The sequence below is a fragment of the Streptomyces auratus genome, assembly GCF_050433025.1.
In the GTDB taxonomy this organism is placed as follows: domain Bacteria; phylum Actinomycetota; class Actinomycetes; order Streptomycetales; family Streptomycetaceae; genus Streptomyces; species Streptomyces sioyaensis.
In genome coordinates this window covers 4,022,564-4,040,855 of record NZ_JBNGCB010000001.1, presented here as the reverse complement: position 1 = coordinate 4,040,855, position 18,292 = coordinate 4,022,564, and the positions used below count along the sequence as shown (strand labels likewise).

Here is an 18,292-nt window from a genome sequence, read left to right as displayed (position 1 = left end):
TCACGCACCTGTCTCATATCGCTCGAACGAAGGGGTTTCCAGCAGTTGCTGCCGATACCGGCGGAGGTGTTTGGGGCTGTTCCAGCCGAGCACCGCGACGGGACGGCCGGCCGCGTGGAAGAGGGCCACGAACGCCCCTTCGGCGGGGTCGCCCTCGACGACGGTCATCTCCGCGCCGGCCGGGATCAGGCCGTACACCTGGATCTTGGCCTCGTACTGGTCCGTCCAGAAGTACGGGAGCGGGTCGTACGCGTCCACGTTGCCGTGGAGCAGGTTGCGAGCCGCCGCCATGCCCTGTTCGGTGGCGTTCATCCGGTGCTCCAGGCGCATCCGCCGCCCGTAGCGGGCGCTGGGCCACGAGGACACGTCCCCGGCGGCGAAGACGCCCGGGGCCGCCTGGCAGTATGCGTCGCACGCGACCCCGTCCATCAGTGGCACGGCGGAGGAACGCAGCCACTCCACCTGCGGCGTGGCACCGATGGCGACCAGCACACAGTCGGCGTCCAGCACGTCGCCGTCGCTGGTTCGTACGCCCGTCACCCGTCCGCCGTTGCTGACCAGGCCGGTGACGCCTCGTCCGGTGTGGAGCCGCACACCGTGTGCGCGGTGCAGCTCGGCGACCAACGCGCCTGTCTGTCTGCCGAGCTGGCGTTCCATGGGTGTCGGTTGCGGGTCCACGACGCTGACGTCGAGGCCAAGGTCGCGGATGACGGCCGCGGCCTCAAGGCCCAGGAAGCCGGCGCCGATCACGACCACGCGCGGTTCCTGCCGCAGATGGTCACGGAGCGCGGCAGCATCGTGTTCACCGCGCAGGACGTGGACACCGTCCAGGCCGTCTGCGAACGGCAGCCGACGCGGCGCGACCCCCGTCGCGATGAGCAGGCCGTCGAAGGCCAGTTGCCCACCCTGGTCGAGGTGGAGTCTGCGCCCTGGCAGGTCGAGTCCGGTCGCGCGGCACCCGGTGCGCAGTTCGACGTCCAGCCCGGCGTAGTGATCCGCGGTGCGTAGCAGCGTCTGCGGGAAGTCCCATGTACCGGCGAGGACTTGTTTGGACAACGGTGGACGGTCATAGGGCGGACTCGGCTCATCGCCCAGGAGAGTCAGCCGCCCGGTGAACCCTTCTCGACGCAGGGTTTCGACGCCGGTGAGCCCTGCGGCTCCCGCGCCGACGACAGCGATGTGTTGCAGGTGTTCGGGCGGAGGCACGGCGGGGGTGTTCACCTCACGCCTCGGCCATGATCGCGGCTGCCGGGCAGAGCTGAATCGACTCCTGCGCCGCGCCCCGTTCGGCTTCGTCGGGCTGTTCCTTCAACAGGACCACGACGCCGTCGTCATCCTGGTCGAACAGGGTGGGGGCGACCAGGACGCACTGCCCGGACGCAACACAGCGCTCCGCTTCTATTCGTACTCGCATCAAGAGCCTCCTTCGGCCGGCGCCGCGCGGCCGCGCGGCGCCGATGGGTCGGTAAGGGATCGGTCGAACAGCTGATGTGGCGGGATCTGCGGTGCGAGGTGTCGGTCCCCCGAGGGTGGTGCCAGCGCCGCGCCATGCCGGGTCGCCTGAGGGGTATGCCAGGCGGTGAGTCGTGCTCAGCAATTTCAGACGATCAGCGTCCGTTATTGATGGTGCGACGCTATGGCTCTGGCCTTCAGGCTGTCAAGTGAGGGAAGGGCAGGCCCGTATTCAGGACGCACAACGCCCCCTCGCATCCGTGCACCCGACCACGGAGCGCACAGGAGGGCTCTTCCTGCCCGGTGCCACCTCGTCTGCGCAATCCTTGCTTTCAACACCGGTTGTTGGGACGACGCCCTCACGGAAATCGAGGCCGACCTCGATCCCGGCGAACACTTCGCCATGAGCCGAGCGCTGCGCGCGCTCGCCGCGCTCATTGCGCTGCACCGCGGTCGGCAGTCCATCGCCGCGGTCCACTTCGACGCCCTGGCAGCGGCAACCGACGTCGGAACGGTCGCCTGGTTCTACGAGTACCTGCCCCTGCGCGCCCACGCTCTCGCCGACGAGGCCCAGGGCGATCCCGAGAGCGCCTACGTCCGGCTCGCAGCTGCCTTCGACCACGGAGTCGGAAACCTGCCCAGCCGACTGATCCTCGGCTTCCTGGCCCCGGACCTCGTCCGACTCGCCCTGGTCAACGGCGACACCAGCAGTGCGCAGCGCTACGCACACGCCGCGCCCGCCCGCGCCGGACACCGCGGCGCGCCTTACCACCTCGGCGATGACCTCCGATGCCAGGGACTCCTGGCAAAGGACCCGGACCTGCTTCTGGAAGCGGAGACCTTTGAGCGAGGCGCATGCCTACACCGACGCGGCCGAGCTGACGGCCCTGCGTGAACAACCAGCCGAGGCCCGCACTCTGCTTGACCAAGCACTGACGATCTACCGAAGCCTGAACACGCGCCGGGACGCGGACCCTGCCATGTCCCGCCTGCGTGCCCTCGGCGTTCATCGCGGCGTACGCCGACCGCACACCAGCACCCGCTACGGTTGGGAGGCGCTCACCACCACCGAACGCATCGTGGCGGATTACGGCCATGGGCTCCCACCGCTGTGGAGACCCTCCTCGCTGCTGCACCCAAGACATCGGTCGCGGCCGAGCCCCGGCCAGGGCGGTCTCGTCCACCGGCGAGAACGGGACCGGCGAGGTCCCCGCCGAGGAGCCCCCCGCCCGCCACCTGCACCAACGCCGTCCTGACATGGCAGACTCGTCGTCGTGCCTCACGACACCCCCAGCAGAAAAGGGCCCGGCCGCCCTGCCGATCCCGACATCGAGCCGCGGATTCTGGCCGCCACACTCGACGTCTACCGAGAGGTCGGCTGGTCCGGGCTGACCCTGGACCTGGTGGCACGACGGGCCGGCGTCGGTAAGGCGGCGCTGTACCGACGCTGGGACAGCAAAGAGAAGCTGATCGTCAGCGCACTTGCCTCGCAGCGTTTCACCGACGAACTCCCCGACACCGGTTCACTGCGCGGTGACCTCATCGCCACCACCCGCGTTCTGCGCCAGTCGTTCTTCGGCCCATCCGGCCTGGTGCGACTCCGCGCAGCAGTCGAAGCCAAGATCTACCCCCAGCTGTTCGGACAGGCCGTGGCCGAGCTGAGACACCTGCACAGCAAGACAGTTGCCGAGGTCCTTCGCCGCGCTATCCAGCGCGGCGAAGTCGCCGACGACGCCACCACGCCGCTGATCCTGGAAACCTTGATCAGCACCCTGATACAACGCTTTCTGGTCACGCCCGTCGACGAACAGGCTGACTTCGAAACAGCCTACGATGACAACGCCACACGACTCGTGGACTTCGTCCTCGCCGGCGCCGGCTACCACCCGCCCAGAACAGCTACCGAAGACATGTAGCCGCTGCGCCGGACGCGCACCTCTCTCAATCGGGCCGCTTCCTCATACGCGCCAGCACGACCGCTTGGACCACCTGCGACGGCCGAGGGACGAGATCGGCTGCGACTCCGGGAGAACAGCTCTACGCGCTGATGGTGCTCGCCGCGTGACCTCTGAGGTGTCGTGTGCTACCTCTCTGTCCGCCCTGTAGAAGGGCGTTGGGGCAGGCCGAGGGCGTGCCCACTCCGAAGGGGTCTAGGCAACGCTGAAGCCCCAGGTCGCTGACCTGGGGCTTCCGTGTGGAGCGGGTGACGGGAATCGAACCCGCGCTCTGAGCTTGGGAATCACCGGCGGTTTGGCCTACTTATGGGCGCTGACCAGGCAGTACGGTCGTCGTGGCGCTGCCGCGAACCCTCGGATCTAACCGCCGTTGACCGCGGTTCTCCGCTGCAACTGGTGCGCTTCTGGTGCGCTAGTCGTGCGGTCGTGCCGGGCTGCGAGCGTCATGCCCGGCCCCGCTAACGACTGATGGGGATCTCGTAGACGATCTCGCACAGAGCGGCGGGGACGACGATGTCGGCCGTCTCCACGGGCCGCCCCTGGTCGCTGTAGTACGTCCGCCGGATGTGCGTGACCAGGCTGGCCTTCTGGATGCCGAGGAGCGACGCCTCCTCGGCATTCGCTTGCCGCGGTTCCGGTTGCTCTACGGCGTGGCTGACCGTGATACCGATCTCGGCCATGCGGTTCACTACCCCTACCCCGGCGTGCGGCCCACCCTCCGGGAGGACAACGAGCGTGCCGCCCGTGAGGTCGTACGGCTCCCAGCTCGTCGACAGCTGTACCGGCTTGCCGTCGGCGAGGAACTCGTACACGGTGCGGACGCACAGCTCGCCCTCGTCGATACCGAGGCGCGCCGCGATCTCAGCCGGCGCCGGCACCTTCGCCTCGGTCCGGCTTTCCCAATCGCCCTGCCTGCCCACGGCCTTCATGTCCGCACGGAACGGGGAGCCGACGGGCTGCTCGCGGGCCGAGGAACGGACCATGCGTACGCGCTGACGAGGGGCGGCGACGTACGTGCCGGAGCCGGCACGGCCCTCCAGTACTCCCTGAGAGATCAGCAGCTCCTGAGCACGACGAATCACGTTCTCCCCGACACCGCACTCCTGCCCGATCTGGGCACGTGACGGGAGCCGGTCTCCGGGCGTCCACTCATGCTCCGCGATCCGTCGCCGGAGTTCGTCAGCGATGCGGAGATACGGCGGCTGCTCAGGCATATGGAAAATCTAGTCCACTAGCTCTAATCTAGTTAACTAGCTTTACTCCAGGTGATCACTCGACGACGGAGGCTGCCCTGTGCCTGCTGAGGAAGCAAGCGCCGAAGGCATCGCAGCCCGGTTGTCCGCCGTCGGGCTCACCCCGCGCGTGGAACAGCACGCCCAACTCACGTCGATGGAAGCGGAGGTACCGGAATCGCTCTCCGCCGAGACATGGCGGGAGGTCTTGGAAGCCGTGGCGGAGGCCGATCGGTTCGGTCTCCTCGCCAACAGCTTGAACGGCCGCACCTTATGGGCCGCCGTACGCACAGCGGCCCCCGCGACGGGCGATGTCCGGGGGCCTGGCCATCAGCGATAGGAGCTGATCAGCGTGTTCAACCGTATCTGCCATACCGTCTCGCAGACCGATGAGAGGTCCAACCCGCTGGGCTGGGGGCACCACCGTTACCCGAGGCCCGTCCAGCCGGCGGCCGCCCTTCGTGATCACCTTGCGCCCCACTGGCTCGCAACGGCGGAGGCTCTCTGATGCCCCCTCGTAAGCAGCTCGGCGTGACCCACACGAAGGCCGTTACCTACCAGTCCAGTTCCTGCCGTATGGGTACGCACTGCGAGTGCGCGCATTCCTCGCCCACGGCCGCTCCGATCGGCATCCCCGTGGTCTACGAGGCGTGCAACTGCTCCTGTCACGCAGAGGCCGCCCGTGCTGCTCGAACGGACGGGCTTCAGTGAGGGGCCGCACGCTGACCGGTGCAGCGGTTGCCGCACCTATCGAGATCACCTCTGCCAGCGTCCAGCGCGGCGACGTCATCCAGATCGGCGGTTGCCCGTGCCGCGTCACGGACCTGCTCCAGCTTCCCGGCGGAGCGAAGCGCCTGTGGTTCGAGTCGGGCGAACTGCTCACCATGCACTCTCGAACTCGGCTCGTAGCCCTACGAACGCTGAGAAGGTGGTGATGCGGCCCGTGCCCCCACTCCGACACACCATCGCCAATGACATCCGAACCAAGATCGCAACCGGCCGAATCAAGGCCGGCGAACGTCTCCCCTCCGAGGCACAGCTCGCTTCCGACTACGCGGTCAGTACAGCGACGCTGCGACTCGCCCTTGCGGTGCTCCATGCTGAGGGGCTCGTCGAGAAGATCCACGGCAAGGGAAACTTCGTCCGCTATCCCCTCCGCAGAGTCACCTACGTCGGCGGCGGTCTGATCCCAAGCATGAAGCCCTCAGCCCCCGGCTTGGCATTACGTGTCAGCGTCCGCACCACCAACCTCCAGGCGCACGGTCAACTGCTCGGCCTGCTGGGGGCGTCGGTAAGCAGCCCCCTCACCGAATTCTTCTGCCTCAGCCATCAGGGGGAGTCGCCACATAGCCTCGCTCGCATCTACGTACCTCACGAGCTCGCGCCGACCGACGTTCCTGCCGAGTCGCACTGCTATGAGGGAATTGAAGCGAAGCTGGCAGAGCTCCGTCCGCCACTGGCCGAGGTCCGAGAACGAGTCAGCGCTCGTCCTCCGACGCCGGAGGAAGCAGCCACCCTGCGAATCAGCTCGGCCTTGGGAGTGCTCGCGATCACACGCGTGGCGTCCGACCACACGGGACGCGTGGTCGAGGCGGCCCTCCTGGTGCTCCCCGGTGACCGCGCCGACGCACTCTTCACCACCCACCACATGACCCATGAGGGGACGACCGGACAATGACGACCCACAGCGAGTTGCGGCTCCTCCCATGGTCAGGCATGGACGGCCAGCCTTGCTACTTGAGTACCGAGGACAGCGGTGGCTACCTGTCCCGCCTGGCTGACAACACCGAGGCGCTGCAACTGGAAGTCGCAGCCGAGCTCGGGGAGCACGCGCTCGAAGTACTCAGCGACTGGCAGAACTGGCCCAACGAGCTACGGCTCCTGGTGACGGACATGGCTGGAGCATTGCGTGACGTGCGTCGGGTAGCGATCAGCCGCGGTCACCGCCTACCGCCAACAGACCCTCCCGCGGACGAGGGAAGCGACGAGGAGCATCAGCTGCCGGCGGAGGCCTTCGGCTAACAGCAACATATGCAACAGCAGGGGAGCCCCAACGCTCTTGGGGCTCCCCTTCTATTCGATCCGGTCCCCCGACAGCAGCCACTGTTCTGCGAATGAGTGCCTGAGCTCGCGCGGTGGTGTTGCGAGCTTCTGGCCCCGTGAGCGCTGCTTTGTAAGCTTGGGGGGTGAGTCGAGCGGTTCTGCTGGTTGCACCGACGCTCGTCGGCTCCGGCCCAGGTGCCGTCATCGGGACTCCTCCACCCCCTCGTAACCGTGGTTGACCGAGTGATCTGGCACGGTTCCGGCACGGTCGAACCGACGTTCGCCCCCCAAGGCAGTCGACTGCAACCGACTCCGGAGGCCCCAAGCGATGCTCGTGTCACTGGCTCTACACCCGCCGGCCGTTCCATCGATCACCTGAACGGGGAACTCCTAGACCACTTTAGTGTTTACAGACGGTTACAGGCCGGGTAGGCAAAGGCTCTGTCGCTCAGCGCTGATCGTTTAGGGGGGATCATGCGGGTTTCGGAGTACTACAACCTCGGCCGCACGCAGGGGACGCTGGACTTTGTCGATGTCGATACCGTGGCAGACATCCCTGTCTACATCGACCCCAGCACTATCCGCCACCTGTCTGACGACTGGGGGCAAGAGTGCATATTCATGCTTACTACGTTCTTCGATAGCGTTCTGGACGCTGTCCGACACGGAGACAAGGAACGGTCAGCATATCTCCTTGGAAACCTCGGGGAACCCAACGAAACGCACCTCGGAATCTCGAAGGGGAAAAGCGCCGGGAGGGGCTTCGGGAAGCGGATGAGCGAGGACTTCGCGACTAAACTGGCCGCAAGCCAAGCCGCAAAATCCGGTCTGATCGAAGACCTGGAAGACACAGCCTTCTTCATCGATAAAGTCGACAAGGACATCGTTTCAGACATCACGACGAACATCATCCGCGGGCCATTGATTACTTACACTCAACAAATGGCTTCAGTTTTTAGGATTCCGCTCGTAGAAGGTGTTGACAGCGGGCCTGTTTGGAACCCGCAGTCGCTTAAATGGGAACAGGAATACATTAAGCTTCCGATCGCGGATGGTGAGAAGCTTCTACTGGTGCCCAAATTGATTGTACGGCGCGACCTGCACTTGTCTCGCGGTGAGTACTACAAAAACCATCTGGTGCCCGCTTTGCAAGCAGAGGAGGAGTCTGACCCTCGGAGCAAACTGGTGACGGTTTTGAAGAATGGAACGAAGAAGGTTTACAGGGGTGACATTGTAAGGGAATACGGGAGCTCGAAACCCGATATCACAAGGGAGACCCTGCGTAGGGCATCCGTGTACCATCACTACAAGGAAATAAAGAAGGGTATCGCCCCGAGGCCCATTTCGCATGAAGAGTTGAGCGAGGTGGGCAATACGGCGCCGCCCGACTATAGGGCACTGCTCAAGTCCGTAGTTGAGACGCCGTCGGGAAAAGAACACGCGAATCTCTACCACGCGCGCGTAGAGGCTCTCCTTAGCGCGCTATTCTACCCCGCACTCGCCATGCCTGAGATGGAGGAAGACATTCACGAAGGTCGCAAGAGGGTTGACATTTCCTACACCAACAACGCGACTGATGGATTTTTTCGGTTCTTGTCTCGTCACAAGATTCCATCCCAGTACGTTTTCGTGGAGTGCAAGAACTACGGAAAGGAAGTCGGAAACCCTGAGCTCGATCAACTTTCGTCTCGCTTCTCGCCGCTGCGAGGTAAGTTCGGTATTCTAGCCTGCCGGTCTTTCGCAGACAAAGAACGCTTCTTAAGTCGTTGCCGAGACACAGCGATGGATCACCGAGGGTTTGTAATCGCACTGGACGACAGCGACATGAAGCAGCTCGTCGACGACGTCTTGGAAGCAGTCAACTGGACTGCGCCAAATTCACCACCCGCAGAGCCAGTCGCACCCCCGCGAGTTCATGACTACCCGCTCCTCCACGAGAGGCTTAAAGCCCTCGTGAGCTGAAAGTCGTACGGGTATCGGCTGGTCAGCTCGCCGAGGGACAGATCCCGACTTCTGTGCGGTAGACCGCGCTGCCTCTGCGGACTTTCTCACATCGCTTCCCGTTCGGCACGTAGTGGCACGTTGCCGAGGCCTGGCTGAGGCCGTTGTCAACGCCCACGGCTCACGTTCCTCGTGTTGGGCCGGCCTGGCGCCGCATCTGCGGCCACCGCGGTCAAGGGGGCGCAGAAGAGTTCGCCCAGCGCAATTGATCTGCAATCTCGTGTGGCTCCCCCTTAGCAGCCGCCTCCTGGACCGTAGCTCTATCTGGATCGGTCGACGAGGGGTATACAGGTCGCGGCACGGTTCCCCAGTGTGGACGTCGACCGTGGTCAGTTGCTGTGACGGCTGTACAGTGCCCGAGGCGATTCCGGTGATCAAGGCTTGCTTGCCGAGTGCCGTTGGACGAAGTCGTCTGCGAGCAGGCCCAGAATGATGGCATCGTGCGAAGCGCGGGCCTTCGCGCAGTGCCCTTGTTACAGCCCAGAACGCTGTCATCCTTTGGATCAAGTGAGCCAGCTCGCGCCCAGGTCGAACGGGCGCACACTCAGTTTGGGAAGCTTGGGGTGATTTGCAGAGCATCACTGAGCCGACCTGCAGGGAAATGATTGCGACGCTGCGCGTCTCCAACTTCCCCATGGTTCCCGAAGGAGACTGGCGCGCCCCTCCCTACCCAATTAATTAGCCCCTATCGGATCTCAGCCTGAGCCACCCTGGGGTTCATCGTTGGGTGTAGAGCCGCAATTCCAACGCATTTGATCCGAATCCCAGGACGCATAGAAGGCGGCCTGGTTTTTAGTGCCCTGTGCACGCCACAGCTGGACATCATTCGACCAAATGACATACGGAGGTGAATCGTACTCATTTACCAAGAATGAGAAGTCAAGGTGGAATAGTTCAGCCACGGCCTCTGCGGGGGTGTGCGCGTCGAGTAGTACCGTACACCCGTTTTCCTCAGCCAATTGGAGTGTAGGGACTGGAATCCCAGGGCGTCGCCCTGGTCCTATGGCTCCCGTTCCAGCTCCAGCTCGAATTTCTCGCCTGATAATTCGGCGGAGGCGGAGACGCATCCACGGCCCAATCCCACCTGCCACCCGGTTTCCATAAGTCGTGGAAATTGCCTGCAGGAATGGAGTAAGGGAGGCTCCGATAAGAAGGGTCGGCCAGTCGAATGCCGCCTCCTGCTCCTCTATCCGCTCAGGGGTGTAACTAGGAGGTTCAGTAAGAACATCGTCAAATAAACCCCCAATATCTTCCCTTTGGCGCCTGCGCCGCACCAACTCTTTCAGGTTCTGCCCCGATCCAGCCATGCGATATTGAGCATATCGATGAAACCCTTCCGGGAAGCAGTTGGAGTTTACGGCGAAGAATATCCTAAGTGCTTGAAGCTTATTTTGATAATCGAGTGCTTCGACTTCACCCTGTCTTGCCAAAAGCGTATCGGTGGCTCGATCCCATGAAGAGAGGAGCTGCTCGGCTTCCGCTGTCAAGGCTTCACGCCTCCGCCGTTCCTCATCTGACATTTCAAAGCCGAGCTCTCGCATAAGCTCTCGCATAAGCTCGCGCGTATCGCGCACGGAGCACCTCTCTTCTGGTCTTGGCAAGCATATGATGCCCCGTCGATCACCAGGTTGGCGGCGATCTAGATCCCAGACCTCCTGTGAGTAGTGGGCCGGTTGATTCACTACCGCTACAGAGATTCGGGACCCCTGGACTCTCATCGCTCCCTCTGCGCTTCCGGATTCAGCTGATCGTGACAGGTGGACCGGCTATCGCACAGGTGAATGGCCACACGCGGTCGGCGGAGCGGCTTTGGGCTGGAGCTGCTTTGGGGCGAGTGATCATGGCCCCGTAAGCTGATGGCGCGTCGGGCAGTCTGTGGACCTGCCCGGTAAAGCACGACGTTGGGGCCATGATCTTAGAGGCTCGCCCCAAAGTGGCTGCCTAAAGCCGTGGAGCCGACCGCCCCAGCCACGACGTACCCCTTCTCTGACATCAGGCGGCTGATTGCTCGGTGCGCGGCACGGACGCCGGCCGGGCTGGAGCGGGGCGGAGACAGGAGCGCAGGCCCGGCCGGGGGTCGGGCCGCGCGCGGCGAGCGGGAGCGAGCCGCCTTGATGAAGTAGGGAAAGTTTTATCGCGCCGGTGTCAGGCGCTTGCCGTCATGGCTTCGCACGTGAGGGCCCGCGCTGTCCAGGGCGTCCAGGAATCGGATCGAGTAGACCTCGGACATGGACTCGGCCACCTCGTCGGGCGTGAGCCAGGTGACTGCGGTCGATTCGCTGGAGGTTCGTTCCTCGCCGCCGACCGGCTTGCAGCGGAAGACCAGGGCGACGATGCCTCGCGTTGTGTTCTTGTAGACGCCGGTGAGCTCGTCGACCTCGACGTGGATGCCCGTCTCTTCCCAGACCTCGCGTCGTACGCCGACCTCCGGGGTTTCGTCGAGTTCGAGCACTCCGCCTGGGAGTTCCCAAGCGCCGTTGTCGGCCCGCCGGATCGTGAGGAGTCTGCCGTCCTCGCGGACCACGACCCCGGCCACGGACACGGAGTGCAGTGGCGTTGACTGGGCTTTCGCGGCGCTGTTACTCATGTACAGGAGCATAGGAGGATGGGAAGAGCTATGGGAACCGCGGTAGGAGGGGGTAAGGCCGTACCTCGGTACGTGCAGATCGCCGACGACATCGTGCAGCAGATCAGGGCCGGCGTTCTCAAGCCCGGCGACATGGTGCCGAGCGAATCGGAGCTGGTCGAGCGGTACGGCGTCGCGGGCGGCACGATCCGGAAGGCGATGGTGGAGGTCCGGGCGAGCGGCCTGGTGGAGACCCGCCACGGCAAGGGCTCGATCGTGAAGGATCGGCCACCGGTCCGGCACCGTTCCTCCGACCGCTTCCGCCGCTCGCACCGGCAGGGCGGCAAGGCTGCGTATCTGGCGGAGTCGGCGCAGTCGGGAGCCACGGCCAAGGTCAGCGTTCTGTACATCGGCCCCGTGGAGGCCCCGGAGGATGTGGCCGAACGCCTCGGAGTCGAGCCCGGTGCTCAGGTCCTCGCTCGCCGGCGGCTCTACTTCCGTAACGGCACTCCGGTCGAGACGGCGAGCTCGTACCTGCCGTGGGACGTCGTGAAGGACATCCCTGAGCTCTTCGCCGAGAACCCCGGTGGTGGTGGCATCTACGCCCGACTCGAAGACCACGGGCATGAGTTCGCCGAGTTCGTCGAGACCTTGCAGGCTCGGCCGGCTACCAAGGCCGAAGCGTCCGAGCTGGCGCTCAGCCCTGGTGCTCCCGTCGTGCATCTCGTCCGTGAGGCGCTGACGACCGAGGGGCGCGTGGTGGAGGTCTGCGACACCCTCATGGCGGCTGACCAGTTCGTTTTCAGCTACCGCATCCCTGCCACGGACTGACGCTCGCTCAACTCCTCTCAGCCCGCCCCGACTTCTTCGTCGAGGCGGGTTGACTCATGTACAGGAGTGGGGCACTCTTCTTCATGTCACTCATGTACATGAGTGACGGAGTACGTCATCTGTAGAGGAGTGATCCGTAGTGCGTCAGATCCCTGTCGACACCTCCGCCGCGACCGTGATGGTCGCGAAGCAGCCGCAGATCAAGGTCAAGGACCGCCGTACCGGTGAGGTCGCCCTCGACGTCGAGACCGGGGCGAAGCTGATGACCGTGGACGTGATGTTCGCGGCGAACAACGAGGTGGAGATCCTCTCCGTCACCGTCCCCGAGACCGGGGTCTCCGGTGAGCTGGGCATGGGCACTCCGGTGGCGCTGACCGGCCTGATCGCCCGGCCGTGGGAGAACGAGTTCAACGGGCAGAAGCGGCACGGCATCGCCTTCCGCGCGGTGGCGGTCACGTCCCTCGCTGCCGGTGGCCCGCAGGCTGAGGCGGCCTGATCATGGCCCGCCTCTCGGTCGTACTGCTGCTGGTCGTCGCCACCGCTCTCGTTCTGCGGTGGCGGCGTCCCGCCTGGTACTGGATGACCTTCGGGGTCGTTCTCGCCGCGCTGCGGGTCTTAGTCCAGTACGCCTCGGTCATGGACGCCTGCGGACTGACCGTTCCGCCCTCCCGCTGGCGACTCGCGCTCGCCCGCATGACCGATCGCCCGGCCCCCGAGCCGCGCGCCCCACGCATCCTGCGCCTCCTGCCGACCCGTACGGGGCTCGTCCTGCGTCTCAAACTCCGTCCCGGCCAGGACGCGTTCGACGTCTCCGCCGCCACCGACCGGCTGCGGCACTCCTTCGGGATGTACGGCGTCACCGCCCGGGAGATCCGCTCCGGCGTCGTCGAAGTGCGGATGACGGGCTACGACGTGCTCAAGCGCGTGCAGATGCCCGCCAAGATCGACCGTGCTCCGATGCGCATACCTGTCGCACTGCGCGAGGACGGGGCGGTCCACTACCGCGACTACCGGGCCGTTCCGCACGGTCTCACGCTCGGAGCCACCGAGTCGGGCAAGTCCGTCTACCAACGGAACCTGGTGGCCGGTCTCGCCGCTCAGGACGTCGCGCTCGTCGGCATCGACTGCAAGCAGGGGGTGGAGCTCTTTCCGCTTGCTCGCCGCTTCTCCGCCCTCGCGGACGATCAGGACACCGCTCTCGAACTGCTCGAAGCACTGGTGTCACACATGGAGTCCGTCTATCAACTCGTCCGCGAACAACAGCGCATCAGTGTGAACGTCCCGGATGCAGAGATCGCCGCCGACATCTGGGACTTGGCCGAAGAACTGCGGCCTCCTCCCGTGGTCGTCCTGGTGGACGAGGTGGCCGAACTCGCGCTCTTCGCTTCCAAGGAGGAGGAGAAGCGCAGGGACCGGATCATCACCGCGCTCGTCCGCCTGGCCCAGCTCGGCCGCGCCGCCGGCATCTACCTGGAGATCTGCGGCCAGCGCTTCGGCTCCGAACTCGGCAAGGGCATCACGATGCTCCGGGCCCAGCTCACCGGCCGCACCGCTCACCGCGTCAACGACGAGACCAGCGCCAACATGGCCTTCGGCGACATCTCCCCGGACGCCGTACTGGCAGCCATCCAAATTCCCGCGGACGCTCCCGGGATCGCGGTCGCCGGTGACTCGACCGGTGGCTGGTCGCGCATTCGTGCCCCGCACACGTCGCTTCGCGCGGCGGTCAACCTCTGCAACAAGTACGCCGACCGCACGCCGGACGTGCCCGCGCTCGCGCCCTTCCGGCCGGTCGTCGCCTCGTCGGCCACCGGTTCTCTGACGCTCAACAAGGCGTCCACCGCGACTGCTTGACCCTCCCCGTCAAAGGTTGGCGCTACCTCGACGCGCCAAGTCCCTACCCCCTCCATGCCAGATTCCGGAAGGACAACCGTCATGGGACGCATTCGCCCGGACCCCGTTCTCGTACAAGCCGTCATCGCCGGAGCGCTCTCCTTCGCCCACCTTCACGACCTGGCCGCCGCTGCCGGGCAGGACGGGTGGAAGGCGTGGGCCTACCCGATCAGCGTCGACCTGCTGCTGGTGGTGGCCTGGCGGCGGCTCCGCGGCGGCGGACCGTCCCGGCTCGCCTGGTGCTGGTTCCTGATCGCCCTGGTGGCGTCGCTCGGCGCCAACGTCGCCACCGCCGGGTTCCTCGACCTCCGGCACCCACCCGCCTGGCTTCGCTTCGGAATCGCCGGATGGCCGGCACTCGCCTTCCTCGGTGGGACCTTGCTGGCCCATACGCGGAACGTGGCCGAAGCAGCCGATCCCGCCTCGCTGGCTGACGGGACTCCGACCGCAGTTCCCGAACCCGTACCGGCTCCGGGCGGGGAGCCTGCGGCCGGTCCGCCCGCATCAGAAGCCGCCGACCTCACCGCGGCTGCACCGCCCGCCGAACCGCCCCGGCCTGCACATGCAGCCGTACCTGCGCCGGTCCCGGCCGCGCTCGTCGCCCACGCCCGCAAGGTCGCCGACGAGCACCGTGCCCGGACCGGAGACCGGATCGACACCGACACCCTGCGGGCCCGCCTCGGCGTCCCGCCTCAGCTCGCCGAATCCATCGCCGCCCAACTCACCTGATCAGGCAGGAGATCGACCATGCCCGCCCGCGACCACTTCCACTCCGTCATGCGGATCGGCCCTGTACAGATCGGCACCTACCGCGACCATTACGGCCGCACCAAGCACGCCGCCGTCTGCACCGCCGACCGCTGCGGCTGGTCCGCCGACTTCAACAGCCGCTCGGCCGCCCAGCTCGCGGCCCGCACCCACCGCTGCACCGTCCGCTGACCGACTGAGGAGATCCCCGTGAACGTCCCTCTCTGGCTCGCCCTGATCGTCGTTGGCTACCTCGGCATCAAGCTCATCCGCCCGCCCTGGTGGCTCGTGGCGGTGCTCCTGCTGGGCGGCTACCTCCTCGCCGACAGCCTTCTGGCCCCCGTCATCGACACCGCCGTCAAGTAACGCCCACAGAAGGGAGAACCAGCATGTTGCGCCCCAAGGTCCCGACCAACCCGACGCCCACCGGGCTCGTCGATCTTCCCGCCGTCGAACCGACCGCCATCGTGCGGCATACCCCGCCGCCGACCCCCGTCGCCCAGTCCTCGACCCGCCCCGCGGTCGAGCTGACGCCCGGCACCGCGCTCACCCTCGTCGGCGGTGGTGCGGCCGTGGTCCTGGTCGTCGGCGCCGTCCTGGTCTCGATGCTCCTCGCGGTCGCCATCAGCGGGGCGTCCGTCGCCGTCTGCGCGGTCGTCCTCCGCTCGCTGCTCGCCTCCGGGCGTACGCACCGTTGACCGGCCCCCGGGCGGCCTCAACCGCCAAGTCTCCGCCGCCCGGGCGCCGTGCTCCTGTCCGAACCACAGATCCGGAAGGAACCCCCATCATGACCGACCGCACCCGCGTACGCGGGAGGTCACCCGTGCCTGCCCCGCTCCTCGACCCGACCACCCTCGGCGACCTGCTGAGAGTGGCCTCGGCCCCCGACTACGACCGCTGGGCCGACCAGATCCACCGCACCGGCGGCTGCTCCGACCCGATCCACCTCGCCGGCTGGACCGTCACCAAGGACCGCATGTCCGGCGAGACCCTGCACCGCTACACGACCGCGTCTGAACCGGGCGGACGACTCCGCCTCGCCTGCGGCAACCGCCGCGCCTCCCGCTGCCCCGCCTGCGCCTGGACGTACGCAGGCGATACTTACCGCCTGATCCGCGCCGGCCTGGCCGGCGACGACCGCCGCGACATCCCCGCCACCGTCCGAGCCCACCCCCGCGTCTTCGCCACCCTCACCGCACCGTCCTTCGGCCCGGTGCACAACCGGCCTGACCGAGGCATCTGCCGCTGCGGCACACAGCACCGCGCGGACGACGCAGAGCTCGGCACCGCCCTCGACCCCGAGACGTACGACTACGCAGCCGCCGTCCTGTTCAACAACCACGCGGGCGACCTCTGGCAACGCTTCACCACCCGACTCCGCCGCGAACTGGCCGCCCGCGCCGGCCTCACCCAACGCGACCTCAAGGAATCGGCCCGCCTGTCCTACGGCAAGGTCGCCGAGTTCCAGAAGCGCGGCGCCCTTCACTTCCATGCCGTGATCCGAATCGACGGACCACACGGACCCGAAACACCCCCGCCGTCCTGGGCAAGCGTCGACCTACTGACCAACTCGATCCGCGCCGCCGCCGGGCACTCCTACACCTCGGTCACGGTCCCGGCCGCCGGCGACCAGCCCACCCGAACCTTCCACTGGGGCACACAGCTCGACGTACAGCCCGTCAAAGCCTTCGGCGACGACTCCGACATCACCGAACAGGCCGTCGCCTCCTACGTGGCGAAGTATGCGACCAAGGCCGCCGAGACCACCGGCACCCTCGACCGGCGCATCGGCGAACTCTCCGAGCTCGACCGCCACCAGGTCCCCGACCACACCCGCCGCCTGATCACTGCATGCAAGACCCTGGACCCCCTCTACCCGGACCGTCGCCTCTGGGCCTGGGCGCACATGCTCGGCTTCCGCGGTCACTTCTCCTCCAAGTCCCGCCGCTACTCGACCACCCTCGGCGAGCTCCGCGCGGCCCGCGCCGACTTCCGCGCCGCCCAGGAGCGTGAAGCCCTCGGCCTCGAAGCCCCGGAGCCGGACACCGTCCTCGTCCTGACCGACTGGCAGTACGTCGGCCACGGCCACACCCCCGGCGAATCCGCCCTCGCCGCCACCATCGCCCGCGACATCCAGCTCAACCGTGAGACCGCCCGCGAAGCCCTCGCCCAGGAAGGGGAACGAGCGTGACCGACCTCCTGCTCAACGTCGATCAAGCCGCCGAACGCCTCGGTACCACCGCCCGCTTCCCTCGCCGGCTCATCGCCGAACGCCGGATCGCCTTCGTCAAGATCGGCAGCCACGTGCGCATCCCGGAAAGCGTCCTGGTGGCGTACATCGAGGGGAACACCGTTCAGCCCGTCCGTCTTCGTCACCGCTCACGCCTCGGGAGGGCCGCCTGATGGGGAACGCCAAGGGCACCCGCCGGCGCTTCGGCGCAGTGCGCCAGTACAGGTCCGGCCGCTGGACCGCGAGCTATCGGGGACCGGATGGCGAAGAGTTCCGCGCAGCTGAGACCTTCGAGACCAAGAAGGACGCCGAGGTCTGGCTCTCGCAGATCGAGGCCGATCTCACGCGCGGGAACTGGCAGGACCCGGACGCCGGTGCGGTGAACTTCAAGGAGTACGCACTCCAGTGGGTGCAGGAGCGCGGCCTGTCCGCCACCACGGACGAGCTGTACCGGCGGCTCCTGCGGCTGCACATCCTGCCCACCTTCGAGGGCCTTGACCTCGACGAGATCACCGCACCCCGCGTCCGCACCTGGCGCACCGAACGGCTGTCGACCACCGGGGCCGCCACGACCGTCGCCAAGTCCTACCGGCTCCTCAAAGCCATCATGGAGACCGCGGTCGACGACGAGCTGATCCGCCGCAACCCCTGCCGCATCAGGGGCGCTGGCAAGGAGTCCGCCTCCGAACGCCAAATCGCCACCGTCGACCAGGTTGACGCGCTCGCCAACGCCCTCGGGCCTCGCTGGCGTCTGATGGTCTTCCTCGGCGCGTACGGTCCCATGCGGCCGGAGGAGCAGGCCGAGTTGCGGCGTAAGGACGTGGACCTGGACGAGATGACCATTCGCGTCCGCATGGCCGCCCCCGAGCTGACGACCGGCCGTCGTGCCCCTGACGACACCAAGTCGGATGCGGGCAAGCGACTTGTCGTCCTGCCGGCGTTCCTCCGGACCGACCTCCGGCGCCACCTCGACTGGTACGCGGAGAAGGGCCCGGACGGGCTGCTGTTCGTGGGGGAGAAGGGCAAGCCCTTCCGGAGGTCCAGCTTCGGGCGGAAGTGGCGCAAGGCTCGGGTGCTCGTCGGCATGCCGGAGGGCTTCCGCTTCTACGACCTTCGTCACACCGGTCACACCCTGGCGACCCGATCCGGGGCCACCCTCAAAGACACGATGGTCCGTGCCGGCCAGTCGTCGGAGAAGGCCGCGCTGATCTACCAGCACTCGGATCTTGAGCGGCAACAGGAAGTCGCGAGCGGACTGGACGCCCTCGTACGAGCTGCCCGCGACAAGCCCGCTCAGAAGCCTTCTGGTGCGGATCTGGTGCGCGACGCCTAGCGCGGTCTA

General features: G+C 66.3%; 22 protein-coding genes. 17 read left to right on the top strand and 5 right to left on the bottom strand.

Features of this window, described 5'->3' with window-relative positions; translation table 11 throughout:
- Nucleotides 1-1,206 (bottom strand): NAD(P)/FAD-dependent oxidoreductase, encoded by a 1,206-nt coding sequence (locus BKA18_RS17580; protein WP_429638342.1) that lies wholly within the window; start codon nucleotides 1,204-1,206, stop codon nucleotides 1-3.
- A gap of 16 nt (nucleotides 1,207-1,222) precedes the next feature.
- Entirely contained in the window at nucleotides 1,223-1,414 is a 192-nt protein-coding gene (locus BKA18_RS17575) for a ferredoxin (RefSeq protein WP_361121489.1), read from the bottom strand.
- A 441-nt stretch (nucleotides 1,415-1,855) separates the two neighbouring features.
- Here BKA18_RS17575 and BKA18_RS17570 point away from each other — a divergent pair, with 441 nt between their 5' ends.
- Nucleotides 1,856-2,347, top strand: coding sequence for a hypothetical protein (locus BKA18_RS17570; protein ID WP_366046970.1), 492 nt, complete (start codon nucleotides 1,856-1,858; stop codon nucleotides 2,345-2,347).
- A 379-nt stretch (nucleotides 2,348-2,726) separates the two neighbouring features.
- The gene (locus BKA18_RS17565; RefSeq protein ID WP_366046971.1) at nucleotides 2,727-3,368 is read left to right on the top strand and encodes a TetR/AcrR family transcriptional regulator; all 642 of its coding nucleotides are present in this window, start codon (nucleotides 2,727-2,729) and stop codon (nucleotides 3,366-3,368) included.
- Between the two features lie 497 nt (nucleotides 3,369-3,865).
- Here BKA18_RS17565 and BKA18_RS17560 read toward each other — a convergent pair whose 3' ends face one another.
- Complete coding sequence (locus tag BKA18_RS17560; protein WP_366046972.1) at nucleotides 3,866-4,621, bottom strand: GntR family transcriptional regulator; 756 nt, start codon at nucleotides 4,619-4,621, stop codon at nucleotides 3,866-3,868.
- Between the two features lie 79 nt (nucleotides 4,622-4,700).
- Between BKA18_RS17560 and BKA18_RS17555 the strand changes: the two genes are divergently transcribed.
- From BKA18_RS17555 to BKA18_RS17535, 5 genes are all read left to right on the top strand, one after another.
- Entirely contained in the window at nucleotides 4,701-4,979 is a 279-nt protein-coding gene (locus BKA18_RS17555) for a hypothetical protein (protein ID WP_366046973.1), read from the top strand.
- 382 nt (nucleotides 4,980-5,361) lie between these two features.
- Nucleotides 5,362-5,574: a hypothetical protein gene (locus BKA18_RS17550; RefSeq protein WP_429638421.1), complete on the top strand. Its 213-nt coding sequence runs from the start codon at nucleotides 5,362-5,364 to the stop codon at nucleotides 5,572-5,574.
- Nucleotides 5,574-6,317, top strand: a complete 744-nt coding sequence (locus BKA18_RS17545) for a GntR family transcriptional regulator (RefSeq protein WP_366047066.1) — start codon at nucleotides 5,574-5,576, stop codon at nucleotides 6,315-6,317. The genes BKA18_RS17550 and BKA18_RS17545 overlap by 1 nt, the downstream gene beginning before the upstream one ends.
- Before the next feature lie 59 nt (nucleotides 6,318-6,376).
- Nucleotides 6,377-6,661: a hypothetical protein gene (locus tag BKA18_RS17540; RefSeq protein WP_429638341.1), complete on the top strand. Its 285-nt coding sequence runs from the start codon at nucleotides 6,377-6,379 to the stop codon at nucleotides 6,659-6,661.
- A gap of 495 nt (nucleotides 6,662-7,156) precedes the next feature.
- On the top strand, nucleotides 7,157-8,644 hold the full coding sequence (locus tag BKA18_RS17535) for a hypothetical protein (protein WP_366046975.1): 1,488 nt from the start codon (nucleotides 7,157-7,159) through the stop codon (nucleotides 8,642-8,644).
- Nucleotides 8,645-9,378: 734 nt separating this feature from the next.
- On the opposite strand, the gene BKA18_RS17530 is transcribed toward BKA18_RS17535, so the two are convergent.
- Both BKA18_RS17530 and BKA18_RS17525 read right to left on the bottom strand, forming a co-directional pair.
- On the bottom strand, nucleotides 9,379-10,257 hold the full coding sequence (locus tag BKA18_RS17530; protein WP_366046976.1) for a hypothetical protein: 879 nt from the start codon (nucleotides 10,255-10,257) through the stop codon (nucleotides 9,379-9,381).
- Nucleotides 10,258-10,814: 557 nt separating this feature from the next.
- Entirely contained in the window at nucleotides 10,815-11,282 is a 468-nt protein-coding gene (locus BKA18_RS17525) for an NUDIX hydrolase (protein ID WP_366046977.1), read from the bottom strand.
- Between the two features lie 18 nt (nucleotides 11,283-11,300).
- On the opposite strand from BKA18_RS17525, the gene BKA18_RS17520 reads away from it, so the two are divergent.
- From BKA18_RS17520 to BKA18_RS17475, 10 genes are all read left to right on the top strand, one after another.
- Nucleotides 11,301-12,080, top strand: coding sequence for a GntR family transcriptional regulator (locus BKA18_RS17520; protein WP_366046978.1), 780 nt, complete (start codon nucleotides 11,301-11,303; stop codon nucleotides 12,078-12,080).
- A gap of 139 nt (nucleotides 12,081-12,219) precedes the next feature.
- Nucleotides 12,220-12,576 carry an SCO3933 family regulatory protein gene (locus BKA18_RS17515; protein WP_366046979.1) on the top strand — a complete coding sequence of 119 codons (357 nt, stop codon included), beginning with the start codon at nucleotides 12,220-12,222 and terminating at the stop codon, nucleotides 12,574-12,576.
- A 2-nt stretch (nucleotides 12,577-12,578) separates the two neighbouring features.
- Nucleotides 12,579-13,934 (top strand): FtsK/SpoIIIE domain-containing protein, encoded by a 1,356-nt coding sequence (locus tag BKA18_RS17510; protein WP_366046980.1) that lies wholly within the window; start codon nucleotides 12,579-12,581, stop codon nucleotides 13,932-13,934.
- Between the two features lie 81 nt (nucleotides 13,935-14,015).
- Nucleotides 14,016-14,702, top strand: a complete 687-nt coding sequence (locus BKA18_RS17505; RefSeq protein WP_366046981.1) for a DUF2637 domain-containing protein — start codon at nucleotides 14,016-14,018, stop codon at nucleotides 14,700-14,702.
- Between the two features lie 18 nt (nucleotides 14,703-14,720).
- Entirely contained in the window at nucleotides 14,721-14,912 is a 192-nt protein-coding gene (locus BKA18_RS17500) for a mobile element transfer protein (RefSeq protein WP_366046982.1), read from the top strand.
- A gap of 18 nt (nucleotides 14,913-14,930) precedes the next feature.
- Entirely contained in the window at nucleotides 14,931-15,086 is a 156-nt protein-coding gene (locus BKA18_RS17495; RefSeq protein WP_106974817.1) for a hypothetical protein, read from the top strand.
- Nucleotides 15,087-15,109: 23 nt separating this feature from the next.
- Nucleotides 15,110-15,418 (top strand): SpdD-like protein, encoded by a 309-nt coding sequence (locus BKA18_RS17490; protein WP_366046984.1) that lies wholly within the window; start codon nucleotides 15,110-15,112, stop codon nucleotides 15,416-15,418.
- A gap of 89 nt (nucleotides 15,419-15,507) precedes the next feature.
- Nucleotides 15,508-16,911 carry a replication initiator protein RepSA gene (repSA, locus tag BKA18_RS17485; protein ID WP_366046985.1) on the top strand — a complete coding sequence of 468 codons (1,404 nt, stop codon included), beginning with the start codon at nucleotides 15,508-15,510 and terminating at the stop codon, nucleotides 16,909-16,911.
- Nucleotides 16,908-17,123: an excisionase family DNA-binding protein gene (locus BKA18_RS17480; protein ID WP_366046986.1), complete on the top strand. Its 216-nt coding sequence runs from the start codon at nucleotides 16,908-16,910 to the stop codon at nucleotides 17,121-17,123. Before repSA ends, BKA18_RS17480 begins: the two co-directional genes overlap by 4 nt.
- Nucleotides 17,123-18,283, top strand: a complete 1,161-nt coding sequence (locus BKA18_RS17475) for a tyrosine-type recombinase/integrase (RefSeq protein ID WP_366046987.1) — start codon at nucleotides 17,123-17,125, stop codon at nucleotides 18,281-18,283. Before BKA18_RS17480 ends, BKA18_RS17475 begins: the two co-directional genes overlap by 1 nt.
- Nucleotides 18,284-18,292: the final 9 nt, after the last annotated feature.

Coding starts and splice junctions, on each gene's coding strand:
- BKA18_RS17570 (WP_366046970.1), top strand. CDS start 1,856: ATGAGCCGAGCGCTGCGCGCGCTCGCCGCGCTCATTGCGCTGCACCGC.
- BKA18_RS17535 (WP_366046975.1), top strand. CDS start 7,157: ATGCGGGTTTCGGAGTACTACAACCTCGGCCGCACGCAGGGGACGCTG.
- repSA (WP_366046985.1), top strand. CDS start 15,508: ATGACCGACCGCACCCGCGTACGCGGGAGGTCACCCGTGCCTGCCCCG.
- BKA18_RS17520 (WP_366046978.1), top strand. CDS start 11,301: ATGGGAACCGCGGTAGGAGGGGGTAAGGCCGTACCTCGGTACGTGCAG.
- BKA18_RS17500 (WP_366046982.1), top strand. CDS start 14,721: ATGCCCGCCCGCGACCACTTCCACTCCGTCATGCGGATCGGCCCTGTA.
- BKA18_RS17475 (WP_366046987.1), top strand. CDS start 17,123: ATGGGGAACGCCAAGGGCACCCGCCGGCGCTTCGGCGCAGTGCGCCAG.
- BKA18_RS17575 (WP_361121489.1), bottom strand. CDS start 1,414: ATGCGAGTACGAATAGAAGCGGAGCGCTGTGTTGCGTCCGGGCAGTGC.
- BKA18_RS17560 (WP_366046972.1), bottom strand. CDS start 4,621: ATGCCTGAGCAGCCGCCGTATCTCCGCATCGCTGACGAACTCCGGCGA.
- BKA18_RS17505 (WP_366046981.1), top strand. CDS start 14,016: ATGGGACGCATTCGCCCGGACCCCGTTCTCGTACAAGCCGTCATCGCC.
- BKA18_RS17525 (WP_366046977.1), bottom strand. CDS start 11,282: ATGCTCCTGTACATGAGTAACAGCGCCGCGAAAGCCCAGTCAACGCCA.
- BKA18_RS17510 (WP_366046980.1), top strand. CDS start 12,579: ATGGCCCGCCTCTCGGTCGTACTGCTGCTGGTCGTCGCCACCGCTCTC.
- BKA18_RS17545 (WP_366047066.1), top strand. CDS start 5,574: ATGCGGCCCGTGCCCCCACTCCGACACACCATCGCCAATGACATCCGA.
- BKA18_RS17490 (WP_366046984.1), top strand. CDS start 15,110: ATGTTGCGCCCCAAGGTCCCGACCAACCCGACGCCCACCGGGCTCGTC.